General features: G+C 63.7%; 20 protein-coding genes and 1 tRNA gene. All 21 read right to left on the reverse strand.

What is annotated here, in order from left to right; translation table 11 throughout:
- Positions 1–40: 40 nt before the first annotated feature.
- The 21 genes from LXE91_RS00115 to pnp all read right to left on the reverse strand — a co-directional run bounded on the left by LXE91_RS00115 (position 41) and on the right by pnp (position 20,868).
- On the reverse strand, positions 41–631 hold the full coding sequence (locus tag LXE91_RS00115; RefSeq protein WP_011352689.1) for an NUDIX domain-containing protein: 591 nt from the start codon (positions 629–631) through the stop codon (positions 41–43).
- A gap of 36 nt (positions 632–667) precedes the next feature.
- On the reverse strand, positions 668–964 hold the full coding sequence (locus tag LXE91_RS00120; protein ID WP_039370614.1) for a DUF2818 family protein: 297 nt from the start codon (positions 962–964) through the stop codon (positions 668–670).
- Positions 964–2,418, reverse strand: a complete 1,455-nt coding sequence (nuoN, locus tag LXE91_RS00125) for an NADH-quinone oxidoreductase subunit NuoN (RefSeq protein ID WP_039370611.1) — start codon at positions 2,416–2,418, stop codon at positions 964–966. Before nuoN ends, LXE91_RS00120 begins: the two co-directional genes overlap by 1 nt.
- A 39-nt stretch (positions 2,419–2,457) precedes the next feature.
- Positions 2,458–3,948 carry an NADH-quinone oxidoreductase subunit M gene (locus tag LXE91_RS00130; RefSeq protein WP_021162817.1) on the reverse strand — a complete coding sequence of 497 codons (1,491 nt, stop codon included), beginning with the start codon at positions 3,946–3,948 and terminating at the stop codon, positions 2,458–2,460.
- A 16-nt stretch (positions 3,949–3,964) separates the two neighbouring features.
- The gene (nuoL, locus tag LXE91_RS00135) at positions 3,965–6,019 is read right to left on the reverse strand and encodes an NADH-quinone oxidoreductase subunit L (RefSeq protein ID WP_039370608.1); all 2,055 of its coding nucleotides are present in this window, start codon (positions 6,017–6,019) and stop codon (positions 3,965–3,967) included.
- Between the two features lie 17 nt (positions 6,020–6,036).
- On the reverse strand, positions 6,037–6,342 hold the full coding sequence (gene nuoK, locus LXE91_RS00140) for an NADH-quinone oxidoreductase subunit NuoK (RefSeq protein ID WP_006478272.1): 306 nt from the start codon (positions 6,340–6,342) through the stop codon (positions 6,037–6,039).
- Between the two features lie 17 nt (positions 6,343–6,359).
- A complete protein-coding gene (locus LXE91_RS00145) occupies positions 6,360–7,010 on the reverse strand; it encodes an NADH-quinone oxidoreductase subunit J (RefSeq protein ID WP_021162815.1) in 651 nt (216 codons plus the stop codon).
- Positions 7,011–7,122: 112 nt separating this feature from the next.
- Positions 7,123–7,611 carry an NADH-quinone oxidoreductase subunit NuoI gene (nuoI, locus tag LXE91_RS00150; protein ID WP_011352695.1) on the reverse strand — a complete coding sequence of 163 codons (489 nt, stop codon included), beginning with the start codon at positions 7,609–7,611 and terminating at the stop codon, positions 7,123–7,125.
- A 12-nt stretch (positions 7,612–7,623) separates the two neighbouring features.
- A complete protein-coding gene (gene nuoH, locus LXE91_RS00155; protein WP_011352696.1) occupies positions 7,624–8,691 on the reverse strand; it encodes an NADH-quinone oxidoreductase subunit NuoH in 1,068 nt (355 codons plus the stop codon).
- Positions 8,692–11,022: an NADH-quinone oxidoreductase subunit NuoG gene (gene nuoG / locus LXE91_RS00160; RefSeq protein ID WP_039370603.1), complete on the reverse strand. Its 2,331-nt coding sequence runs from the start codon at positions 11,020–11,022 to the stop codon at positions 8,692–8,694.
- Positions 11,023–11,104: 82 nt separating this feature from the next.
- Complete coding sequence (nuoF, locus tag LXE91_RS00165) at positions 11,105–12,415, reverse strand: NADH-quinone oxidoreductase subunit NuoF (protein ID WP_006478267.1); 1,311 nt, start codon at positions 12,413–12,415, stop codon at positions 11,105–11,107.
- Complete coding sequence (nuoE, locus tag LXE91_RS00170) at positions 12,412–12,897, reverse strand: NADH-quinone oxidoreductase subunit NuoE (protein WP_039370599.1); 486 nt, start codon at positions 12,895–12,897, stop codon at positions 12,412–12,414. Before nuoE ends, nuoF begins: the two co-directional genes overlap by 4 nt.
- Before the next feature lie 171 nt (positions 12,898–13,068).
- Complete coding sequence (locus LXE91_RS00175) at positions 13,069–14,322, reverse strand: NADH-quinone oxidoreductase subunit D (RefSeq protein WP_039370596.1); 1,254 nt, start codon at positions 14,320–14,322, stop codon at positions 13,069–13,071.
- Between the two features lie 9 nt (positions 14,323–14,331).
- Entirely contained in the window at positions 14,332–14,934 is a 603-nt protein-coding gene (locus LXE91_RS00180; protein ID WP_039370593.1) for an NADH-quinone oxidoreductase subunit C, read from the reverse strand.
- A gap of 21 nt (positions 14,935–14,955) precedes the next feature.
- On the reverse strand, positions 14,956–15,435 hold the full coding sequence (locus LXE91_RS00185; RefSeq protein WP_006398799.1) for a NuoB/complex I 20 kDa subunit family protein: 480 nt from the start codon (positions 15,433–15,435) through the stop codon (positions 14,956–14,958).
- Between the two features lie 62 nt (positions 15,436–15,497).
- The gene (locus tag LXE91_RS00190; protein ID WP_006398798.1) at positions 15,498–15,857 is read right to left on the reverse strand and encodes an NADH-quinone oxidoreductase subunit A; all 360 of its coding nucleotides are present in this window, start codon (positions 15,855–15,857) and stop codon (positions 15,498–15,500) included.
- Positions 15,858–16,010: 153 nt separating this feature from the next.
- Positions 16,011–16,095, reverse strand: a tRNA-Leu gene (locus tag LXE91_RS00195).
- Positions 16,096–16,207: 112 nt separating this feature from the next.
- The gene (gene secG / locus LXE91_RS00200) at positions 16,208–16,585 is read right to left on the reverse strand and encodes a preprotein translocase subunit SecG (protein WP_031401913.1); all 378 of its coding nucleotides are present in this window, start codon (positions 16,583–16,585) and stop codon (positions 16,208–16,210) included.
- A 72-nt stretch (positions 16,586–16,657) separates the two neighbouring features.
- Entirely contained in the window at positions 16,658–17,413 is a 756-nt protein-coding gene (tpiA, locus tag LXE91_RS00205) for a triose-phosphate isomerase (protein ID WP_034184885.1), read from the reverse strand.
- A gap of 141 nt (positions 17,414–17,554) precedes the next feature.
- Positions 17,555–18,574, reverse strand: coding sequence for an NAD(P)H-quinone oxidoreductase (locus tag LXE91_RS00210; protein WP_039370590.1), 1,020 nt, complete (start codon positions 18,572–18,574; stop codon positions 17,555–17,557).
- A 146-nt stretch (positions 18,575–18,720) separates the two neighbouring features.
- A complete protein-coding gene (gene pnp / locus LXE91_RS00215) occupies positions 18,721–20,868 on the reverse strand; it encodes a polyribonucleotide nucleotidyltransferase (RefSeq protein ID WP_039370587.1) in 2,148 nt (715 codons plus the stop codon).
- Positions 20,869–21,099: the final 231 nt, after the last annotated feature.

Raw genomic sequence — 21,099 nt, forward strand, 5'->3', positions numbered from 1 at the left:
GGATTGTAACGCGGCGCCCCACCGGCTGCTGACGCCGCGCTCAGGGCGTCAGGACCGGCCCGAGCGGCCACGTCCCGGACAGCACCTTGTCGAGCCACATCGTGCCGATGATCGTCTTCACGTCGGAGATCTGGCCCGTGCGCACCCATTCCTGCAGATCGGCCTGCGTCGCAGTGAAGGTCTCGAGGAATTCGCCTTCATCGAGCTTGCGCTCGCCGGCCGTCAGCCCGCGCGCCAGGTACAGGTCGATGAATTCGGTCGAATAGGAAATGATCGGGTGAATCCGGGCCAGGAACACGTACTCGCGTGCCGTGTAGCCGGTTTCTTCGCGCAGTTCGCGCACCGCGCATGCGAGCGCGCCTTCGTTCGGATCGAGCTTGCCGGCAGGGAATTCGGCCATCACCTTGCCGATCGGGTAGCGATACTGGCTTTCCATCAGCACGCGGCCATCGTCGAACAGCGGGATCACCATCACCGCGCCCGGATGCTGGACGTATTCGCGCGTGGCTTTCTTGCCATCCGGCAGGCGGACGGTATCGCGCTTGAGCTTGAGGAACGAGCCTTCGAAAATCGCCTCGCTTTCGAGGCAGGTTTCGGTCAGTGCGGCGTCGTGATTGGGTAGTTCGGCCATCGGCGGCTCCGGGAATGAGCGCGACGGCCGAAGCCGTCAGCGTCGTTTGACGAGATACTGGAACGTGAAGCCGGGAAACGCGAACACGACGAAAAGACTGAACGTGATCGCGTAGAACTGCCAGCCCTGTTCGAAGCGGTTACCGGCGCGCGACTCGAGCCAGAAGCCGAGCGCGCCGACGATGAAGTACAGCACGATCAGCTCGCCGATCCGCACCCACCCGCTCTTCTTCGCCGCGCCGAACGGCACGACGGCGAAGAGGCGTTGGTTCAGGAACGGCAGGTTGGCGCAGACGAGCGCCAACAGCACGATAAACCAGCCGGCTGCCGACATTACAGCGGCAGCGTGTGACGAATTGCCTGCAGGCAGGCCGTCAGCAGCGGGCTCGGGATCAGGCCGAGCGCGACGACCGCGAGGCCGTTCAGCACGAGGATCGTGCGCTTGCAGAAATCGCCCGAGATCGGCGTCGTATCCTGCGGTGCATCGAAGTACATCAGCTTCACGATGCGCAGGTAGTAGAACGCGCCGAACAGCGACGTGATCACGGCCAGCACGGCCAGCCACGTGAGGCCCGCATTGACGGTCGCCTCGAGCACGGCGAGCTTCGCGTAGAAGCCGACGGTCGGCGGAATACCGGCCAGCGAGAACATCATGACCATCATCACGAACGCGAACACCGGGCTGCGCTTGTTGAGGCCCTTGAAGTCGTCGATCGTTTCGGCTTCGAAATCGCGGCGTGCGAGCAGCATCACCACGCCGAACGAGCCGAGCGTCGTGATCAGGTAGACGATCGCGTAGAACATCGCCGAGCTGTATGCGTTCGCCGGTGCCGTTGCGTCGCCCTTCACGATGCCTGCGAGCAGGCCGAGCAGGACGAAGCCCATGTTCGAGATCGCCGAGTACGCAAGCATCCGCTTGATGTTGCGCTGGACGATACCCGTGATGTTGCCGACGATCAGCGACAGCGCGGCCAGGATCACGAGCGCGGTCTGCCAGTTCTGTGCGAGCGGCAGCAGGCCCATCACCAGGAAGCGCAGGCCCCACGCGAACGCGGCAACCTTCGGGCCGCCGCCGACGAACAGCGTCATCGCGGTCGGTGCACCCTGGTAGACGTCCGGCACCCACATGTGGAACGGCACTGCGCCGAGCTTGAACGCGATACCGGCGACGATGAAGACCACGCCGAACATCAGCACGGCCGCGTCGGTGTTGCCGCCGACCGCCTTGTACACCTCGCCCAGCTCGAGCGAGCCGGTCGCACCGTACAGCATCGAGATGCCGTACAGCACGAAACCCGACGCGAGCGCGCCCAGCACGTAGTACTTCATCGCCGCTTCGCTCGACTGTGCGGCATCGCGGCGCAGCGCGATGACGGCGTACAGCGACAGCGACATCAGTTCGAGACCGAGATACAGCGTCAGGAAGTTGTTGCCCGACACCATGACCAGCTGACCGAGCAGCGAGAACATGCCGAGCAGGAACACGTCACCCCGGAACATGTCGCGATCTTCGAGGTACTTGCGCGAATAGACGAGCGAGACCGCGAAACCGAACGACACGACGGCCTTCATCATGCTCGCGAACGAGTCGACGACGACCATCTTCGAGAAGAAGTAGTACTGCTGCGGGTCGAGTGCCTGCACCGCGAACCACACGCCGGCGACGACCGACGATACGACCGCGATCAGATAAGTCAGGCGGCGGCCGGAGGCGCCGGTAAAGGTGTCGTTCAGCCATGCGACGACGATGGCGGCTAGCACCAGCGCGTCAGGCAACAGAACATTCATAGGGGCGTTTTGCATGATCTTGAGTTCCTCCGCTCGCGATTACTGGGCCAGCGGCAGCTTCGACTGCGCGACGTGGGAGAGGAGGTTTTCCACGGAAACGTGCATCACGTCGGTGAAAGGCTTCGGATACAGGCCCATCAGCAGCGTGAACGCGGCGAGCACGGCCAGCATCAGGAATTCGCGACGGCCGATGTCCTTCAGCTTGGCGACGTGATCGTTCGCAACCGCGCCGAAGTACACGCGCTTGTACATCCACAGCGTGTAGGCCGCGCCGAGGATCAGCGTGAATGCCGCGCCGAATGCGATCCAGAAGTTGTACTGGACGGCAGCGAGAATCACCATGAACTCGCCGACGAAACCGGACGTACCCGGCAGGCCGCAGTTGGCCATCGAGAACAGCATCGCGAAGGCCGCGAACTTCGGCATCACGTTGACGACACCACCGTAGTCGGCGATCTGGCGCGAGTGCACGCGGTCGTACAGCACGCCGATGCAGAGGAACATCGCGCCCGACACGAAGCCGTGCGAGATCATCTGGATGATCGCGCCTTCGACGCCGAGCTGGTTGAAGATGAAGAAGCCGAGCGTGACGAAGCCCATGTGCGCGATCGACGAATACGCGACCAGCTTCTTCATGTCGGCCTGCACCATCGCGACGAGGCCGATGTAGATCACCGCGATCAGCGACAGCGTGATCACGACGGGCGCCAGGAAATGGCTCGCGTCAGGCGTGATCGGCAACGAGAAACGCAGGAAACCGTAGGCACCGAGCTTCAGCATGATCGCAGCCAGCACGACCGAGCCGCCCGTCGGCGCTTCCACGTGCGCGTCCGGCAGCCAGGTGTGGACCGGCCACATCGGCACCTTCACCGCGAACGCGAGGAAGAACGCAATGAACAACAGTATCTGCGGCGTCATCGCGATCTTGGCGTTCTGCCACGTCGCGAGGTCGAACGAATGCGTTTCCGTGTACAGGTAGATCAGCGCAACCAGCATCAGCAGCGAGCCGGCCAGCGTGTACAGGAAGAACTTGAAGGCCGCATACACGCGGTTCGGGCCGCCCCACACGCCGATGATGATGTACATCGGGATCAGGGTCGCTTCGAAGAACACGTAGAACAGCAGGCCGTCGGCCGCCGAGAAGACGCCGATCATGATCCCGGACAGGATCAGGAACGCCGCGAGGTACTGCGCGACGTTCTCGGTGATCACTTCCCATGCGGCGATCACGACGATCACCGTGATCAGCGCGGTCAGCACGACGAACCACATCGAGATGCCGTCGACGCCGAGGTGATACGCGATGTCGAAGCGTTCGATCCAGGTCGACTTCTCGACGAACTGCAGCGCAGCCGTGCTCGAGTCGAAGCCCGTGATCAGCGGGATCGTGACCGCCAGGCCGAGCAGCGAACCGATCAGCGCGATCCAGCGGGCCGTCCCCGGATTTTTGTCGTTACCCACCGCAAGCACGAGGAGGCCGAAAACGATCGGCAGCCAGATCGCGGTACTGAGAATCGGAAAAGCGTGCATTAAGTTGTCCCCCGCCTTATTTGCCGCCGAGCGTTACAAACAGGGTCAGGAGCCCCAGCATGCCGATGATCATGGCGAACGCGTAGTGATAGATGTAACCGGATTGGAGGAAGCGGATCACGCCGGCGAACCAGCCGATGAACCGGGCGCTGCCATTGACGAGGCCGTCGATCACCACGACGTCACCCTCCTTCCACAGGCCGCGGCCGATCGCCACCGAACCACGGGCGAACACCACTTCGTTGATCTTGTCCATGTAGTACTTGTTGTCCAGCAGCGTGTAGATCGGGCCGAACGCGCGGCGGATCGACGCCGGCAGTTCCGGACGCTTCAGGTACAGGAACCAGGCGACAACGACACCGGCAAGCGCGAGCCAGACCGGCAGACCCGACACCGAGTGCAGGCCCATGCCCACCCAGCCGTGGAACTCCTCGGCCATCTCGGCCAGGGCCGGATGGTTTTCGCCGATGAAGATCACCTTGTCGAATGCAACGCCGTGCTGGAAGAAGTCGCCGAACAGCATCGGGCTGATCGCGATCGCACCGATGATGACCGACGGGATCGCCAGCAGGACCAGCGGAACCCACACGACCCACGGGGTCTCGTGCGGTTCGTGCGCGTGGTCGTCATGACCGTGGCCATGGCCGTGGTCGTCGTGGCCGTGCGCAGCCGCCATGCCCATCGGCGATTCCGGATGCTTCGGCTTGCGGAAGCGCTCTTCGCCGTGGAACACCAGGAAGTACATGCGGAACGAGTACAGCGCCGTGACGAACACGCTCGCGACGACCGCGAAGTACGCGAAGCCCGAACCCGGCAGGTGCGACAGCTTCACCGCGTCGATGATCGAGTCCTTCGAATAGAAGCCCGAGAAGAACGGCGTACCGATCAGCGCGAGCGAACCGACGAGCGACGTGATCCACGTGATCGGCATGTACTTGCGCAGGCCGCCCATGTTGCGCATGTCCTGGTCGTGGTGCATGCCCATGATGACCGAGCCGGCGCCGAGGAACAGCAGTGCCTTGAAGAACGCGTGCGTCATCAGGTGGAACACGGCGACCGGGTAAGCGGACACGCCGAGCGCGACGGTCATGTAGCCGAGCTGCGACAGCGTCGAGTACGCGACCACACGCTTGATGTCGTTCTGGACGATCCCGAGGAAGCCCATGAAGAGTGCCGTGATCGCGCCGATCACCGTGATGAACGACAGCGCGGTATCCGACAGCTCGAACAGCGGCGACATGCGCGACACCATGAAGATGCCGGCGGTGACCATCGTCGCCGCGTGAATCAGCGCGGAGATCGGGGTCGGGCCTTCCATCGAGTCCGGCAGCCACACGTGCAGCGGGAACTGGGCCGATTTACCCATCGCGCCGATGAACAGGCAGATACAGGCAACGGTCAGCAGGCCCCAGTCGGTGCCCGGGAAGTGCAGGCTCGCGAGTTCCGCGCGCTTTGCGAACACTTCGCCGTAGTTCATCGAGCCGGCGAACGCGAGCAGCAGGCCGATGCCGAGCAGGAAGCCGAAGTCGCCCACGCGGTTCACGAGGAACGCCTTCATGTTCGCGTAGATCGCGCTCTCACGCGTGAAGTAGAAGCCGATCAGCAGGTACGACACCAGACCCACCGCTTCCCAGCCGAAGAACAGCTGCAGGAAGTTGTTGCTCATCACGAGCATCAGCATCGAGAACGTGAACAGCGAAATGTACGAGAAGAAGCGCTGGTAGCCGTCTTCTTCCGCCATGTAGCCGATCGTGTACACGTGCACCATCAGCGAGACGAAGGTCACGACGACCATCATCATCGCGGTCAGCGAATCGACGAGGAAGCCGACTTCGAGCTTCAGCGAACCGACGTTCATCCATTCGTAGACGGTCGCGTTGAAGCTTGCGCCGCCCATCACGTCGAAGAAGACTTTCGCCGACAGGAGGAACGCGATCATTACGCCGAGGATCGTGATCCGGTGTGCGCCCTTGCGCCCGACTGCGTTCCCGAACAGCCCCGCAATCAGCGAGCCGGCCAGCGGAGCGAGCGGAATCGCCAGCAGCAGGTTTTCATTGAGTGTCGTTGACATAACAGCGTTGCCTGAAATTAACCTTTGAGCTGATCGAGATCCTCGACATTGATCGTGTCGAGCTTACGGAACAGGGTCACCAGAATCGCGAGACCGATCGCGGCTTCCGCTGCGGCGACGGTCAGCACGAAGAACACGAAAATCTGGCCGTGCACATCGCCGAGGTAATGCGAAAACGCGACGAAGTTGGTGTTCACCGCCAGCAGCATCAGTTCGATCGACATCAGGATGATGATGACGTTGCGGCGGTTCAGGAAAATCCCGACGATCGCGATCGCAAAGAGGATCGCGCCGAGCACGAGGTAATGAGCAAGAGTCAGCATGTTTTCTTTTCCTCCGCTTAGCCGTTGGTGCCCGAACCGGCTTCGCTCTGCGCCGTTTCCGGCTGCGGCTTGTCCGCTTCCATCTTCACGAGGCGCACGCGGTCGTTGCGGCGCACCTTGACCTGATCCGACACACGCTGGCGCTTGCTGTCCTTGCCCTTGCGCTCGGTCAGCCCGATCGCGGCAATGATCGCGACCAGCAGCACGAGGCCTGCGATTTCAAACGCGAAGATGTAGTCGGTGTAGATCACCTTGCCGATCAGGCGCGTGTTCGACCAGTTGGCCATCTCGCCGGTGGCCATCGCGTGCACCGTCTGCGTGTCGCCGTAGCCGCGCCACAGGATCAGCGCCGTTTCGATCACGATGATCGCGCCGACCACGGTCGCCATCGGCACAAAGCGCTTGAAGTCACGGCGCAGGTAGTCGATGTTGATGTCCAGCATCATCACGACGAACAGGAACAGCACCATCACGGCGCCCACGTAGACCAGCACCAGCAGGATCGCGAGGAACTCCGCTTCCAGCAGCATCCAGATCGCGGCGGCGTTGAAGAACGCCAGCACAAGGAAAAGCGCAGACGCCACCGGGTTGCGCGAAGTGATCACCTTCAGCCCTGATACCACCAGGAGCAGCGCGAAGATGTAGAACAGTACGGTCGTGAATTCCATGATTACCGGTTCATCGTTAGGCCATAGTCAGGCGCGGCTTGCGGGACGCTCTCGCGTGCCGCACCCGTCGCGGCGGCTCGGCCCTGGCTTCGGGCCGGCACTGCAAACACAATCAACGATACGGCGCGTCGGCAGCCTTCGCCGCGGCGATGTCCTTCTCGTAGCGATCGCCCACCGCGAGCAGCATTTCCTTGGTGAAATACAGGTCGCCGCGCTTTTCGCCGTGGTACTCGAGAATCTGCGTCTCGACGATCGAATCGACCGGGCAGCTCTCTTCGCAGAAACCGCAGAAGATGCACTTCGTCAGGTCGATGTCGTAGCGCGTCGTGCGGCGCGTGTTGTCCGCGCGCGTTTCCGATTCGATCGTGATCGCCATCGCGGGGCATACGGCCTCGCACAGCTTGCACGCGATGCAGCGCTCTTCGCCGTTTTCGTAGCGGCGCAGCGCGTGCAGCCCGCGGAAACGCGGCGAAATCGGCGTCTTTTCTTCCGGGAACTGCACGGTGACCTTGCGCTTGAACGTGTAACGACCGGTCAGCGCGAGCCCCTGCAGGAGCTCGGTCAGGAAGAAGGTCTTAAAGAAGTGTTGGATTGCGCTCATGATTTCGTCCGATTACTTCACCCAGATGTTGAGCGGCGACATCATCCAGAAGCCGACCACGACCACCCAGACCACCGTGACGGGCAGGAATACCTTCCAGCCCAGGCGCATGATCTGGTCGTAACGGAAACGCGGGAACGTCGCGCGAACCCAGATGAACACCGACAGCAGCGCGAATATCTTCAGCACCAGCCAGAAGATGCCCGGAATGAACGACAGGAATTCGAACGGTGCATCCCAGCCGCCGAGGAACAGCGTCGCGGTCAGCGCCGAGATCACGATCATGTTGATGTACTCGGCGAGGAAGAACAGCGCGAACGCCATACCCGAGTAATCGATCATGTGGCCGGCAACGATTTCCGACTCCCCTTCCACCACGTCGAACGGGTGGCGGTTCGTTTCGGCAATGCCCGAGATGAAGTACACGACGAACGCCGGCAGCAGCGGCAGCCAGTTCCACGACAGGAAGTTCACGCCGTGGCCCGCGAAGAAGCCGTGCTGCTGCGAACCGACGATTTCCGACAGGTTCAGGCTGCCGGCCGTCATCAGCACCAGCACCAGCGCGAAGCCCATCGAGATTTCGTACGACACCATCTGTGCCGCGGCGCGCATCGCACCGAGGAACGCGTACTTCGAGTTCGATGCCCAGCCTGCGAGAATCACCGCGTACACGCCGATCGACGAGATCGCCATCGCGTACAGCAGGCCCGCGTTCACGTTCGCGAGGACCGCTTCGGCCTGGAACGGGATCACGGCCCACACGGCGAACGCCGGCACGACGGTCATCACCGGCGCGATCAGGTACAGCCAGCGGCTGGCGGCGCTCGGCTGAATGACTTCCTTCAGCAGCAGCTTCAGCACGTCGGCGATCGGCTGCAGCAGGCCGCCGGGGCCGACGCGGTTCGGACCGAGACGCACGTGCATCCAGCCGATCAGCTTGCGTTCCCACAGAATCAGGTACGCGACGCACAGCAGGATGACGACGGAGACGACGAGGATGCGCACGATTGCCCACACCGTCGGCCATGCGAAGCCGAGAAGCTGGGACCCGCCCGCGTTGATCGTATCGAACAAGCTCATTTACGCCTTCTCCACCACCAGTTCACCGGACAGGCCACCGAGCGCTGCGCCGGCAGGCGTCGCCGCCGATACGCGAACGACGGTCTCCGCAAGATTCGCGTCGCGCACGGCCGGCAACTGCACCGCACGCTCGCCCTGGCGCACGCGCACGGCGTCGCCTTCCTTCAAGCCCAGCTTGTCGAACAGCGCAGCCGGCAGTGCCGCGGCATTCGCCGCCTTCGCAGCGGCCGTCAGGTGCAGCGCACCTGCGCGGCGCACGAGTGCGTCGGCGTGATAGATCGGCACATCGGCCAGGCGCTCGAAACCGCCGTTCGCGGCATTCGCCGCGACGCGAACCGGTGCGACCGACGTGTGGTTCGACAGACGGCCCGCGACGCCGGCGTCGCCGAGCGCGGCGAGACGCACTTCTTCCGCGGTCTCGTATTCGAAGTTCGGCAGGCCGAGCAGGCTGCCGAGCACGCGCAGCACCTTCCAGCCCGGACGCGTGTCGCCGAGCGGGCGCACGACGCCGTTGAAGCTCTGCACGGTGCCTTCCGCATTCACGTACGTGCCGGCCGTTTCCGTGAACGGCGCAACCGGCAGCAGCACGTCGGCGTAGTCGAGGCCGTGCTTGAACGGCGACATCACGACGACCATCTCGGCCTGGTTCAGCGCGGCAAGCGCCTGCGCCGGATCGGCGGTATCGAATTCCGGTTCGACGTTCAGCAGCACGTAGCCCTTGCGCGGCTGCGCGAATGCTTCGCGCGCGTTCAGCCCGCCTTCGCCCGGCAGTGCGCCGACGACGTGCGCGCCGACCGTGTTCGCCGCTTCCGTCAGGAAGCCGAACGTGGCGCCGGTGTTGTCGGCGATCCACTTGGCGACGGCGTGCAGCTTGGCGAATTCCGGATGGCGGACCGCGACGTTGCCGAGCAGCACCGCGCGGCGTTCGCCGTTCGCGAGCGACTGGGCGACAGCCTGCGCGGCCGGCGATGCCGTGACGCCTGCGAGCGTGTCGGGCAGTGCGACACCGCGCAGTTGCGCGACGGCCGCCGCGATACCGGCCAGCTGGTCGAGCCATGCCGACGGAGCAGCAACGATGCGCTGCGCAGTCGGGATCAGTGCGTCGTCACCGGTCGCGTGCAGGAAGTGCAGCTTCGCACCGTTCTTCGCGGCCTGACGCAGGCGCGATGCGAACAGCGGGTGGTCGCGGCGCAGGAACGAACCGACGACGAACGCGGCGTCCACGTTCGACAGGTCGGCGATCGGCATGCCGAGCCACGGTGCGCCCTGGACCGGCGCCGAGAAATCCTGCTGACGCAGACGGAAGTCGACGTTCGGCGTCTTCAGTTCGTTGGCGAGCTGCTTCACGAGGAACAGCTCTTCGGCCGTGCTGTGCGCGCTCGCGAGCATCGCCAGCGCGTTCGCGCCGTGATCCGCGGCGATGCCCTTCAGGCCCTTCGCGACGTATTCGAGTGCGGTCTGCCAGTCGGTTTCGATCCACTGGCCGCCCTGCTTCAGCATCGGCTTCGTCAGGCGCTCTTCGCTGTTGAGGCCTTCATACGAGAAGCGATCCTTGTCCGAGATCCAGCATTCGTTGATGGCTTCGTTCTCGAACGGCAGCACGCGCATCACGCGGTTGTTCTTCACCTGAACGACGAGGTTCGCGCCGACGGAATCGTGCGGGCTCACCGACTTGCGGCGCGACAGTTCCCACGTACGGGCGCTGTAGCGGAACGGCTTGCTGGTCAGCGCGCCGACCGGGCACAGGTCGATCATGTTGCCCGACATTTCGGAATCGACCGTCTTGCCGACGAACGTCGTGATTTCCGAGTGCTCGCCGCGGCCCAGCATGCCGAACTCCATCACGCCGGCAATTTCCTGGCCGAAGCGGACGCAGCGCGTGCAGTGGATGCAACGCGACATTTCTTCCATCGAGATCAGCGGGCCCACGTTCTTGTGGAACACCACGCGCTTCTCTTCCGAGTAGCGCGACGACGACTTGCCGTAGCCGACCGCCAGATCCTGCAGCTGGCATTCGCCGCCCTGATCGCAGATCGGGCAGTCGAGCGGGTGGTTGATGAGGAGGAATTCCATCACCGACTGCTGCGCCTTCACGGCCTTGTCGGATTGCGTATGGACGATCATGCCGGCCGACACGGGGGTCGCGCAGGCAGGCACGGCCTTCGGCATCTTCTCGACTTCGACGAGACACATCCGGCAGTTGGCCGCAACCGACAGCTTCTTGTGATAGCAGAAGTGAGGAATGTACTTGTCCGCCTTGTGCGCAGCCTGGATCACCATGCTGCCTTCGGGCACCTCGACCTTCTTGCCGTCTATTTCAAGTTCAACCATGATGGTGAATGGTCCTTAACCTATTTCCGCCCGTTCGCGCCTTCGCCCGACCGTGCGCTCAAATTCCGCAACCGGGTTCGCTTCAGGCTGCCGCCGCGTGCGCGTGGCCGCCGACCATGCAGTGCTTGTGCTCGACGTGGTACGCGAATTCGTCCCAGTAGTGCTTGAGCATCCCGCGTACCGGCATCGCCGCCGCATCGCCGAGTGCACAGATCGTGCGGCCCATGATGTTCTCGGCAACCGAGTTCAGCAGGTCCAGATCTTCCTGGCGGCCTTCGCCGTGCTCGATACGGTTCACGACGCGATACAGCCAGCCGGTGCCTTCACGGCACGGCGTGCACTGGCCGCACGATTCCTCGTAGTAGAAGTACGACAGGCGCAGCAGCGAGCGCACCATGCAGCGCGTCTCGTCCATCACGATCACCGCGCCGGAACCGAGCATCGAGCCCGCCTTCGCGATCGAATCGTAGTCGAGATCCGTCTGCATCATGATGTCGCCCGGGATCACCGGTGCCGACGAACCGCCCGGAATCACGGCCTTGATCTTCTTGCCGCCGCGCATCCCGCCGGCGAGCTCCATCAGCGTCGCGAACGGCGTGCCGAGCGGCACTTCATAGTTGCCCGGACGCTCGACGTCGCCCGACACCGAGAAAATCTTCGTGCCGCCGTTGTTCGGCTTGCCGATCTCGAGGTAGTTCTGCGGCCCGATGGACAGCAGGAACGGCACCGCGGCGAACGTCTCTGTGTTGTTGATCGTGGTGGGCTTGCCGTACACGCCGAAGCTCGCCGGGAACGGCGGCTTGAAGCGCGGCTGGCCCTTCTTGCCTTCGAGCGACTCGAGCAGCGCCGTTTCTTCGCCGCAGATGTACGCGCCGTAACCGTGGTGCGCGTGCAGCTGGAACGAGAATTCCGAGCCCATGATGTTGTCGCCGAGGAACCCGGCAGCGCGCGCCTCATCGAGCGCGGCTTCGAAGCGTCGATACACTTCGAAGATTTCGCCGTGGATGTAGTTGTAGCCGACGGTGATGCCCATCGCGTACGCGCCGATGGCCATGCCTTCGATCAGCGCGTGCGGGTTCCAGCGCAGGATGTCGCGATCCTTGAACGTACCCGGCTCGCCTTCGTCCGAGTTGCAGACGAGGTACTTCTGCCCCGGGAACTGGCGCGGCATGAAGCTCCACTTCAGGCCGGTCGGGAAGCCCGCACCGCCACGGCCACGCAGGCCCGACGCCTTGACGTCGGCGATCACCTGCTCGGGCGGAATCTTTTCTTCGAGAATGCGGCGCAGCTGCTTGTAGCCGCCGCGCGCAACGTAATCTTCGAGGTGCCAGTTCTCGCCGTTCAGACCAGCGAGGATCAGCGGTTTGATGTGACGGTCGTGGAGGGACGTCATTTCGAGAGCTCCTCAAGCAGCTGGTCGATCTTCTCGCGGCTCATGAAGCTGCACATTCTGTGATTGTTCACCAGCAGCACCGGCGCATCGCCGCACGAGCCCATGCACTCGCCTTCCTTCAGCGTGAACTTGCCGTCGGGCGTGGTCTCGCCGAAGCCGATGCCGAGCTTCTGTTTCAGGTAGTCGGCAGTCGCTTCCGCGCCACCGTCCGGGCCGAGCTGGCACGGCAGGTTCGTGCAGAGCGTGATCTTGTGCTTGCCGACCGGTTTGAGCTCGTACATCGTGTAGAACGTCGCGACTTCCTGCACGGCAACGGCCGGCATGCCGAGATAGTCCGCGACGAACTGCATCAGTTCGGGCGACAGCCAGCCGTGCTCTTCCTGAGCAACGGCCAACGCCGACATCACGGCGGACTGTTTCTGATCGGCGGGATACTTCGTCAACGCTCGATCGATTTCCTTCAGGCCTTCAGCTGAGATCATTTTCAGACACGACTCTTTCAATTCCTACCGAACGAACAACCTGCCGCACACTGGGGTGCATGGACGGCAGACCTGGCGCTCACTGTTGACAGCTTGCGAAGCCGCGCCGGTTCAGCGCGCATCGCGTGTGACTTGCTGCTCGCCGCCCGCTCGCGCGGGCGGCGCTAACCATTAGCGATCGATTTCGCCGAACACGATGTCCTGCGTACCGATGATCGTGACGGCGTCGGCGATCATGTGACCGCGCGCCATTTCGTCGAGCGACGCCAAGTGCGCGAAACCCGGTGCGCGAATCTTGAGGCGATACGGCTTGTTCGCACCATCCGACACGAGGTAGATGCCGAACTCGCCCTTCGGATGCTCGACCGCCGCGTACGCTTCGCCTTCCGGCACATGGAAACCTTCGGTGAAGAGCTTGAAGTGGTGAATCAAGTCTTCCATGTTGGTCTTCATGCCGACGCGCGACGGCGGGGCAATCTTGTGATTGTCCGTCATCACCGGGCCCGGATTCTTGCGGAGCCACTCAATACACTGTTTCGCGATGCGGATCGACTGGCGCATTTCTTCGACGCGCACCAGATAGCGGTCGTAGCAATCGCCGTTCACGCCGACCGGCACGTCGAAATCCATGCGGTCGTACACTTCGTACGGCTGCTTCTTGCGCAGGTCCCAGGCGATGCCCGAGCCGCGCAACATCGGGCCCGTCAGGCCCATCTGCAGCGCACGTTCCGGGCTGACCACGCCGATCCCGACCAGACGCTGTTTCCAGATCCGGTTGTCGGTGAGCAGCGTTTCGTATTCGTCGACGCACTTCGGGAAGCGCGTGAAGAAGTCGTCGATGAAGTCGAGCACCGAGCCGCTGCGCGCTTCGTTCATCTTCGCGAGCGCCTTCTCGTTGCGAATCTTCGACGCCTTGTATTGCGGCATTGCGTCAGGCAGGTCGCGGTAGACGCCGCCCGGACGGTAGTACGCCGCGTGCATCCGGGCACCGGACACCGCTTCGTACACGTCCATCAGGTCTTCGCGTTCGCGGAAAGCGTACAGGAACACGGCCATCGCGCCGACGTCGAGTGCGTGCGCGCCGATCCACATCAGGTGGTTCAGCACGCGCGTGATCTCGTCGAACAGCACGCGGATGTACTGCGCGCGCTCCGGCACTTCGATGCCGAGCAGCTTTTCGATCGCGAGCACGTAGCCGTGTTCGTTGACCATCATCGACACGTAGTCGAGACGATCCATGTACGGCACGGACTGGATGAACGTCTTGGATTCCGCGAGCTTTTCCGTCGCGCGGTGCAGCAGGCCGATGTGCGGATCGGCACGCTGGATGACTTCGCCGTCGAGCTCCAGCACGAGACGCAGCACGCCGTGCGCTGCCGGGTGCTGCGGGCCGAAGTTGAGCGTGTAGTTCTTGATTTCTGCCATGACGCCCCCTTAATGTTTCAGACCGCCATAGCGATCCTCGCGGATCACGCGCGGCGTGATTTCGCGCGGCTCGATCGTCACCGGCTGGTACACGACCCGCTTCTCTTCCGGGTCGTAACGCATTTCGACATAGCCCGACACCGGGAAGTCCTTGCGGAACGGGTGGCCGATGAAGCCGTAGTCGGTGAGGATGCGGCGCAGGTCGGGGTGGCCTTCGAACACGATGCCGTACAGGTCGAACGCTTCGCGCTCGTACCAGTTCGCGGAGGTCCAGATGTCGACCAGCGATGCCACGATCGGGAGGTCGTCGTCAGGCGCGAACGTGCGCAGGCGCAGGCGCCAGTTGTTCGTGACCGACAGCAGGTGCGACACGGCCGCGAAGCGCGGGCCGTCGTAGGCGCCGTCGCCGAAGGTCTGGTAGTCGACGCCGCACAGGTCGATCAGCTGCTCGAAACGGAGCTTCGGATCGTCGCGCAGCGTCTTTGCGACTTCGAGGTAATCGCTCGCCTTCACGACGAGCGTCAGTTCACCGATCGCTTCGGTGAGGCTCACCACGCGCGCGCCGAGCGCGGCTTCGAGGTTTGCCTTCAGGGTCTCGATTTTGCTTGCCATATTGAGGGGACGCTCGGGGCTTTATTGACGGGCGATGGTATTGGTGCGGCGGATCTTCGCCTGAAGCTGGATCACGCCGTAGACCAGCGCCTCGGCCGTGGGCGGACAGCCCGGCACGTAGACGTCGACCGGCACGATCCGGTCGCAGCCGCGGACCACCGAGTACGAGTAGTGGTAGTAGCCACCGCCGTTCGCGCACGATCCCATCGAGATCACCCAGCGCGGCTCCGCCATCTGGTCGTACACGCGGCGCAGTGCGGGTGCCATCTTGTTGCAGAGCGTGCCGGCGACGATCATCACGTCCGACTGGCGCGGGCTCGGGCGGAACACGACGCCGAACCGGTCCAGGTCGTAACGGGCCGCGCCCGCATGCATCATTTCGACGGCGCAACACGCGAGCCCGAACGTCATCGGCCACAGCGAGCCGGTACGCGTCCAGTTGATCAGCTTGTCAGCCGTCGTGGTGACAAACCCTTCCTTCAAGACCCCTTCGATACTCATTTGCTTTCCACTCCAGACGAGCGACCGAGCGTGGCCGCCCATGCAAACCGGCGATTAACCCATCACTCCCAGTCGAGGCCGCCTTTCTTCCAGATATAGGCAAAGCCCAGCAGGAATTCGAGCAGAAAAATCATCATTGCGATGAAACCCGGCCAGCCGATATCCCGGAGCGCGACGCCCCACGGAAACAGGAATGCGGTTTCGAGATCGAAGATGATGAACAGGATGGCGACGAGGTAGTACCGGACGTCGAATTTCATCCGGGCGTCTTCAAAGGCTTCGAAGCCGCACTCGTACGGTGCGTTCTTCTCGACGTCCGGCTTGTTGGGACCAAGGAGCTTGCCGATGCTGACCAGCGCTATACCTAAACCAGTGCCCACGAGGAGGAACAACAAGACGGGGTAATAGGCTGCGAGGTTCAAGGCAATCCTCTATCGGTTGGTTCTGAGCGTCCGGAGAATACCACTTCCGGCGGAAGGAATCATTTCGGAGTGCATGCGATCGCAAGACAACCGCAAGCACACCCCAGAAATGAAAAATGCCAGCCACTAGAAGCGGCTGGCATTGAGTAACTTTGGTGCCGACGGCGAGACTCGAACTCGCACAGCTTTCGCCACTACCCCCTCAAGATAGCGTGTCTACCAATTTCACCACGTCGGCACTGCATGCAACCGGGGTTGTAACTACTTGTTTCCCGCGAATCGCTTCAAGAATTAAATTCTAACCCGACTTCGGGATTTGTTCAACGCACAACCGCAAAAAATTTAACTTTTTATTTCGGGACGTCCTGGCCCGGCGCGCTTGCAGCCGAACCTGCGGCAGCAGATGCCGCGACAGCCGGCGCCGATGCTGCAGGCGCCGATGCCGGCGCGGTCGCCACCGCACCCAGCACGCCCGCCGACGGCGTCGACTTGTACGAGCCGAGGTACGTCAGCGCGAGCGTCGCGACGAAGAAGATCGTCGCGAGAATGCCCGTCGTACGCGACAGGAAGTTCGCCGAGCCCGTTGCACCGAACAGGCTGCCCGACGCGCCGCTGCCGAACGCGGCGCCCATGTCGGCACCCTTGCCGTGCTGCAACAGCACGAGACCAATCACACCAAGTGCAGACAACACCTGCACCACAATAATCAGCGTCTTGAATAACAGCATCACACCCACCCGAATGGATCGGGCGACCGGACCGACCGGCCGCCGTCATGGTTCAATTCGATCTCGGACCGCTCAGCGCGCGGCCCGGCAGATCGCCAGGAAATCTTCCGCCTTCAGCGACGCGCCGCCGATCAGGCCACCGTCGATGTCCGGCTGCGCAAACAGCTCTTCCGCGTTGTCCGGCTTCACGCTGCCGCCGTACAGCACGGACACGTCCGCCGCGCCCTTTGCCGCGAGACGCGCACGCAGGAACGCGTGCACGTCCTGCGCCTGCGCCGACGTCGCGCTCTTGCCCGTGCCGATCGCCCAGACCGGCTCGTACGCGACGACGATCCGCGCGGCCTCGTCGGCCGTCAGCACGGCCAGCACTGCGTCGAGCTGCGCACCGACTACCTGCTCGGTCGCGCCCGACTCGCGCTCGTCGAGCGTCTCGCCGACGCACACGACCGGCGTGAGCCCCGCTGCGAGCGCGCGCTGCGTCTTCGCCGCGACCGTCTCGTTGCGTTCGCCGTGATACGCGCGGCGCTCCGAGTGACCGACGATCGCATAGCGTGCGCCGAACTCCGCCACCATTGCGGCCGCGACTTCACCGGTGAACGCGCCCTGCTCGTGCGCCGACACGTCCTGCGCGCCCCAGGCGACACGGCCACCGTCGAGCTGCGCCTGAACCTGCGCGAGATACGGGAACGGCACGCACACGCCGACCGACGTTTCGGCCGCCACCGCGCCCGCGCCCTGCACCACTTCGTTCAGCAATGCCTGGTTGCCGGCCAGCCGGCCATGCATCTTCCAGTTGCCGATCACACGCTTAGTTCTCTGTTTCGACATCGTGTCTGTCTCGTCACCGCTTGGTCGTTAACGCGCCGGAAACCGGCCGTCAGGTTTGATCTGGCGAAGCAAACCGGCGATTTTACTGCGCGCGGCTTGAACCGGTCAAACCGCGCATGTCAAGCCCGGCCACATGGGCCGTCAGGCGTTCGTACCCCAATCGAGCACGATCTTGCCGGTATGCTCGCTGCTTTCCATCAGCGCATGTGCCTGCGCGGCGTCCGCAGCAGGCAATACGCGATAGATCACCGGCTTGATGCGGCCGTCGGCAAGCAGCGGCCACACGCGCGACTTCAGCTGCGCGGCGATCCGCGCCTTGAACTCGACCGGACGCGGGCGCAGCGTCGAGCCCGTGATGGTCAGCCGGCGACGCAGGATCTCGCTCAGATTGACGTCGGCCTTCGCGCCGCCAAGCAGCGCGATCAGCACGAGGCGGCCGCCATCCGCGAGCGCGGACAGTTCGCGCGGCACGTACGAGCCCGCCACCATGTCGAGGATCACGTCGACGCCGCGATCGTGCGTCAGCGACTTCACGACCTCGACGAAGTCTTCCGTCTTGTAGTTGATCGCACGTTCCGCGCCGAGCGCCTCGCACGCGCGGCATTTATCGGCGGTGCCGGCCGTCGCGAACACGCGAAAGCCGAGCGCATGCGCGATCTGGATCGCCGTCACGCCGATGCCGCTCGAGCCGCCCTGCACGAGGAGCGTTTCCTGCTCGCCGCCCTCGCCCGCGCCGAGCTGCGCACGGTCGAACACGTTGCTCCACACGGTGAAAAACGTCTCGGGCAGCGACGCGGCCTCGATATCGGTGAGCCCGTCGGGCACCGGCAGGCATTGCGGCAGCGGCGCGACCGCATATTCCGCATAGCCGCCGCCCGCGAGCAGCGCACACACGCGATCGCCGAGCTTCAGGCCGAACGGGTTCAGCGCGGCGTCCGACAGGTCGCCTCCGACGATCTCGCCCGCGACCTCGAGGCCCGGCAGATCCGACGCACCCGGCGGCGGCGCATACGCGCCCTTGCGCTGGAACACGTCAGGCCGGTTCACGCCGGAAGCCGCCACCTTGATCAGCACTTCGCCGCGCTTCGGTTCGGGGCGCGGACGCTCCGCAAGCTTCAGCACGTCGGGGGCGCCGAACTCGGTGATTTCGATGGCTTTCATGGTGATGGTCGCTCCAGGATCGGAATCGGATGGCGCGCCCGCATATGGCACGGACGCCTTGCCGGCGCTGCTGCGCCGCACAACGATGCTACAGAAAAAACGGCCGGCACGCTTTCGCACTGCCGGCCGTTGGTCCGCCTATCCGCTTACTGCTGCGGCGGCGTGTCCGACTGCGACGCCGCCGCTGCTTCGTTCAGCAGCGCCTTCGCCGACAGACGCACACGACCCTTTTCGTCCGTCTGGATGACCTTGACCTTCACTTGCTGGCCTTCCTTCAGGTAGTCGTTGATGTCCTTCACACGCTCATTGACGATTTCCGAGATGTGCAGCAGGCCATCCTTGCCCGGCAGCAGGTTCACGATCGCACCGAAATCGAGCAGCTTCAGAACCGTGCCTTCGTACACCTGACCCACTTCGATCTCGGCCGTGATCTGCTCGATACGCTTCTTCGCTTCGGCCATGCCGTCGCTGCTCGTGCTCGCGATCGTCACGACGCCGTCGTCGGAGATGTCGATGGTCGTGCCGGTCTCTTCCGTCAGCGCGCGGATCACCGAACCGCCCTTGCCGATCACGTCGCGGATCTTTTCCGGGTTGATCTTGATCGTGATCATGCGCGGCGCGAATTCCGACAGTTGCGTGTTCGCACCCGAAACCGCCGACGTCATCTTGCCGAGGATGTGCATGCGGCCTTCCTTCGCCTGCGCGAGCGCGACCTGCATGATTTCCTTCGTGATGCCCTGGATCTTGATGTCCATCTGCAGTGCCGTCACGCCTTGTTCCGTGCCGGCCACCTTGAAGTCCATGTCGCCGAGGTGATCTTCGTCGCCGAGGATGTCGGTCAGCACCGCGAACTTGTTGCCTTCGAGGATCAGGCCCATCGCGATACCCGCGACGTGCGCCTTCATCGGCACGCCGGCGTCCATCAGCGCGAGGCAGCCGCCGCACACCGATGCCATCGACGACGAACCGTTCGATTCGGTGATTTCCGACACGACGCGGATCGAGTAGCCGAATTCGTCGGCGCTCGGCAGGCACTTGACCAGTGCACGCTTCGCGAGGCGGCCGTGGCCGATTTCGCGGCGCTTCGGCGAGCCGACGCGGCCCGTTTCGCCGGTCGCGAACGGGGGCATGTTGTAGTGGAGCATGAAGCGCTCGCGGTACTCGCCTTCGAGCGCGTCGATGATCTGCTCGTCACCCTTCGTGCCGAGCGTCGCGACGACCAGCGCCTGCGTCTCGCCGCGCGTGAACAGCGCCGAGCCGTGGGTACGCGGCAGCACGCCGGTGCGGATTTCGATCGGGCGCACGGTGCGCGTGTCGCGGCCGTCGATGCGCGGCTCGCCGTTCAGGATCTGCGAACGGACGATCTTGGCTTCGATGTCGAACAGCACGTTGCCGACCGTTGCCTTGTCGGCTGCGACCGTACCGGCCGCCAGCGCGTCTTCCTCGAGCTTCGCCGAGGTTGCTGCGTAGACTTCCTTCAGCTTCGTCGAGCGCGCCTGCTTGTCGCGGAGCTGGTAAGCAGCGAGCAGGTCGTTCTGTGCCAGCTCGGTCACGCGCGCGATCAGCGCTTCGTTCTTCGGCGCCGGCTGCCAGTCCCACTCAGGCTTGCCGCCTTCGCGCACCAGTTCGTGGATCGCGTCGATCGCGACCTGCATTTGCTCGTGGCCGAACACCACGGCGCCCAGCATCACGTCTTCCGACAGCTGATCGGCCTCCGATTCGACCATCAGCACGGCACGTTCCGTACCTGCGACGACGAGGTCGAGGCTCGATGCCTTGATCTGGTCACGCGTCGGGTTCAGCACGTACGCGTTGTCGATGTAGGCCACGCGTGCGGCACCGACCGGGCCGTTGAACGGCAGGCCCGACACGGCGAGCGCAGCCGATGCGCCGATCAGCGCGGGGATGTCCGCCGGGATTTCCGGGTTCACGGACAGCACGTGGATCACGACCTGGACTTCGTTGTAGAAGCCTTCCGGGAACAGCGGGCGCAGCGGACGGTCGATCAGGCGCGACGTCAGCGTCTCGTGCTCCGACGGACGGCCTTCGCGACGGAAGAAGCCGCCCGGGATCTTGCCGGCCGAGTAGGTCTTCTCGAGGTAGTCGACGGTCAGCGGGAAGAAATCCTGACCCGGCTTCGCCGACTTCGCGCCGACGACGGTTGCCAGCACGACGGTGTCTTCCACGTCGACGATCACGGCGCCGCTTGCCTGGCGAGCGACTTCACCGGTTTCGAGGCGCACCTTGTGCTGGCCCCACTGGAATTCCTTCACGACCTTGTTGAACATGGACATGGTTGCTCCTTTGAATTCATGCATTTCATTCGCCGCGCCGGCCATCCCGCGCGGCGGCGTCCCGACCGAATCACCCGGAGCAAGGTGTGTTTTTTATGCCATTCCAGCGCGGCGCTCATGCAGCGACGCGCTGGAATGACACAAATCCTGCCCCGGTATCAGTCGTTGCGGCAGCCCGGCACAACCGTGCCGGAACAGCCTGCGGTGCGCGTGACGCTACGCACCGCGCAA

Origin of the sequence: Burkholderia contaminans, from assembly GCF_029633825.1 — a bacterium.
In the GTDB taxonomy this organism is placed as follows: domain Bacteria; phylum Pseudomonadota; class Gammaproteobacteria; order Burkholderiales; family Burkholderiaceae; genus Burkholderia; species Burkholderia contaminans.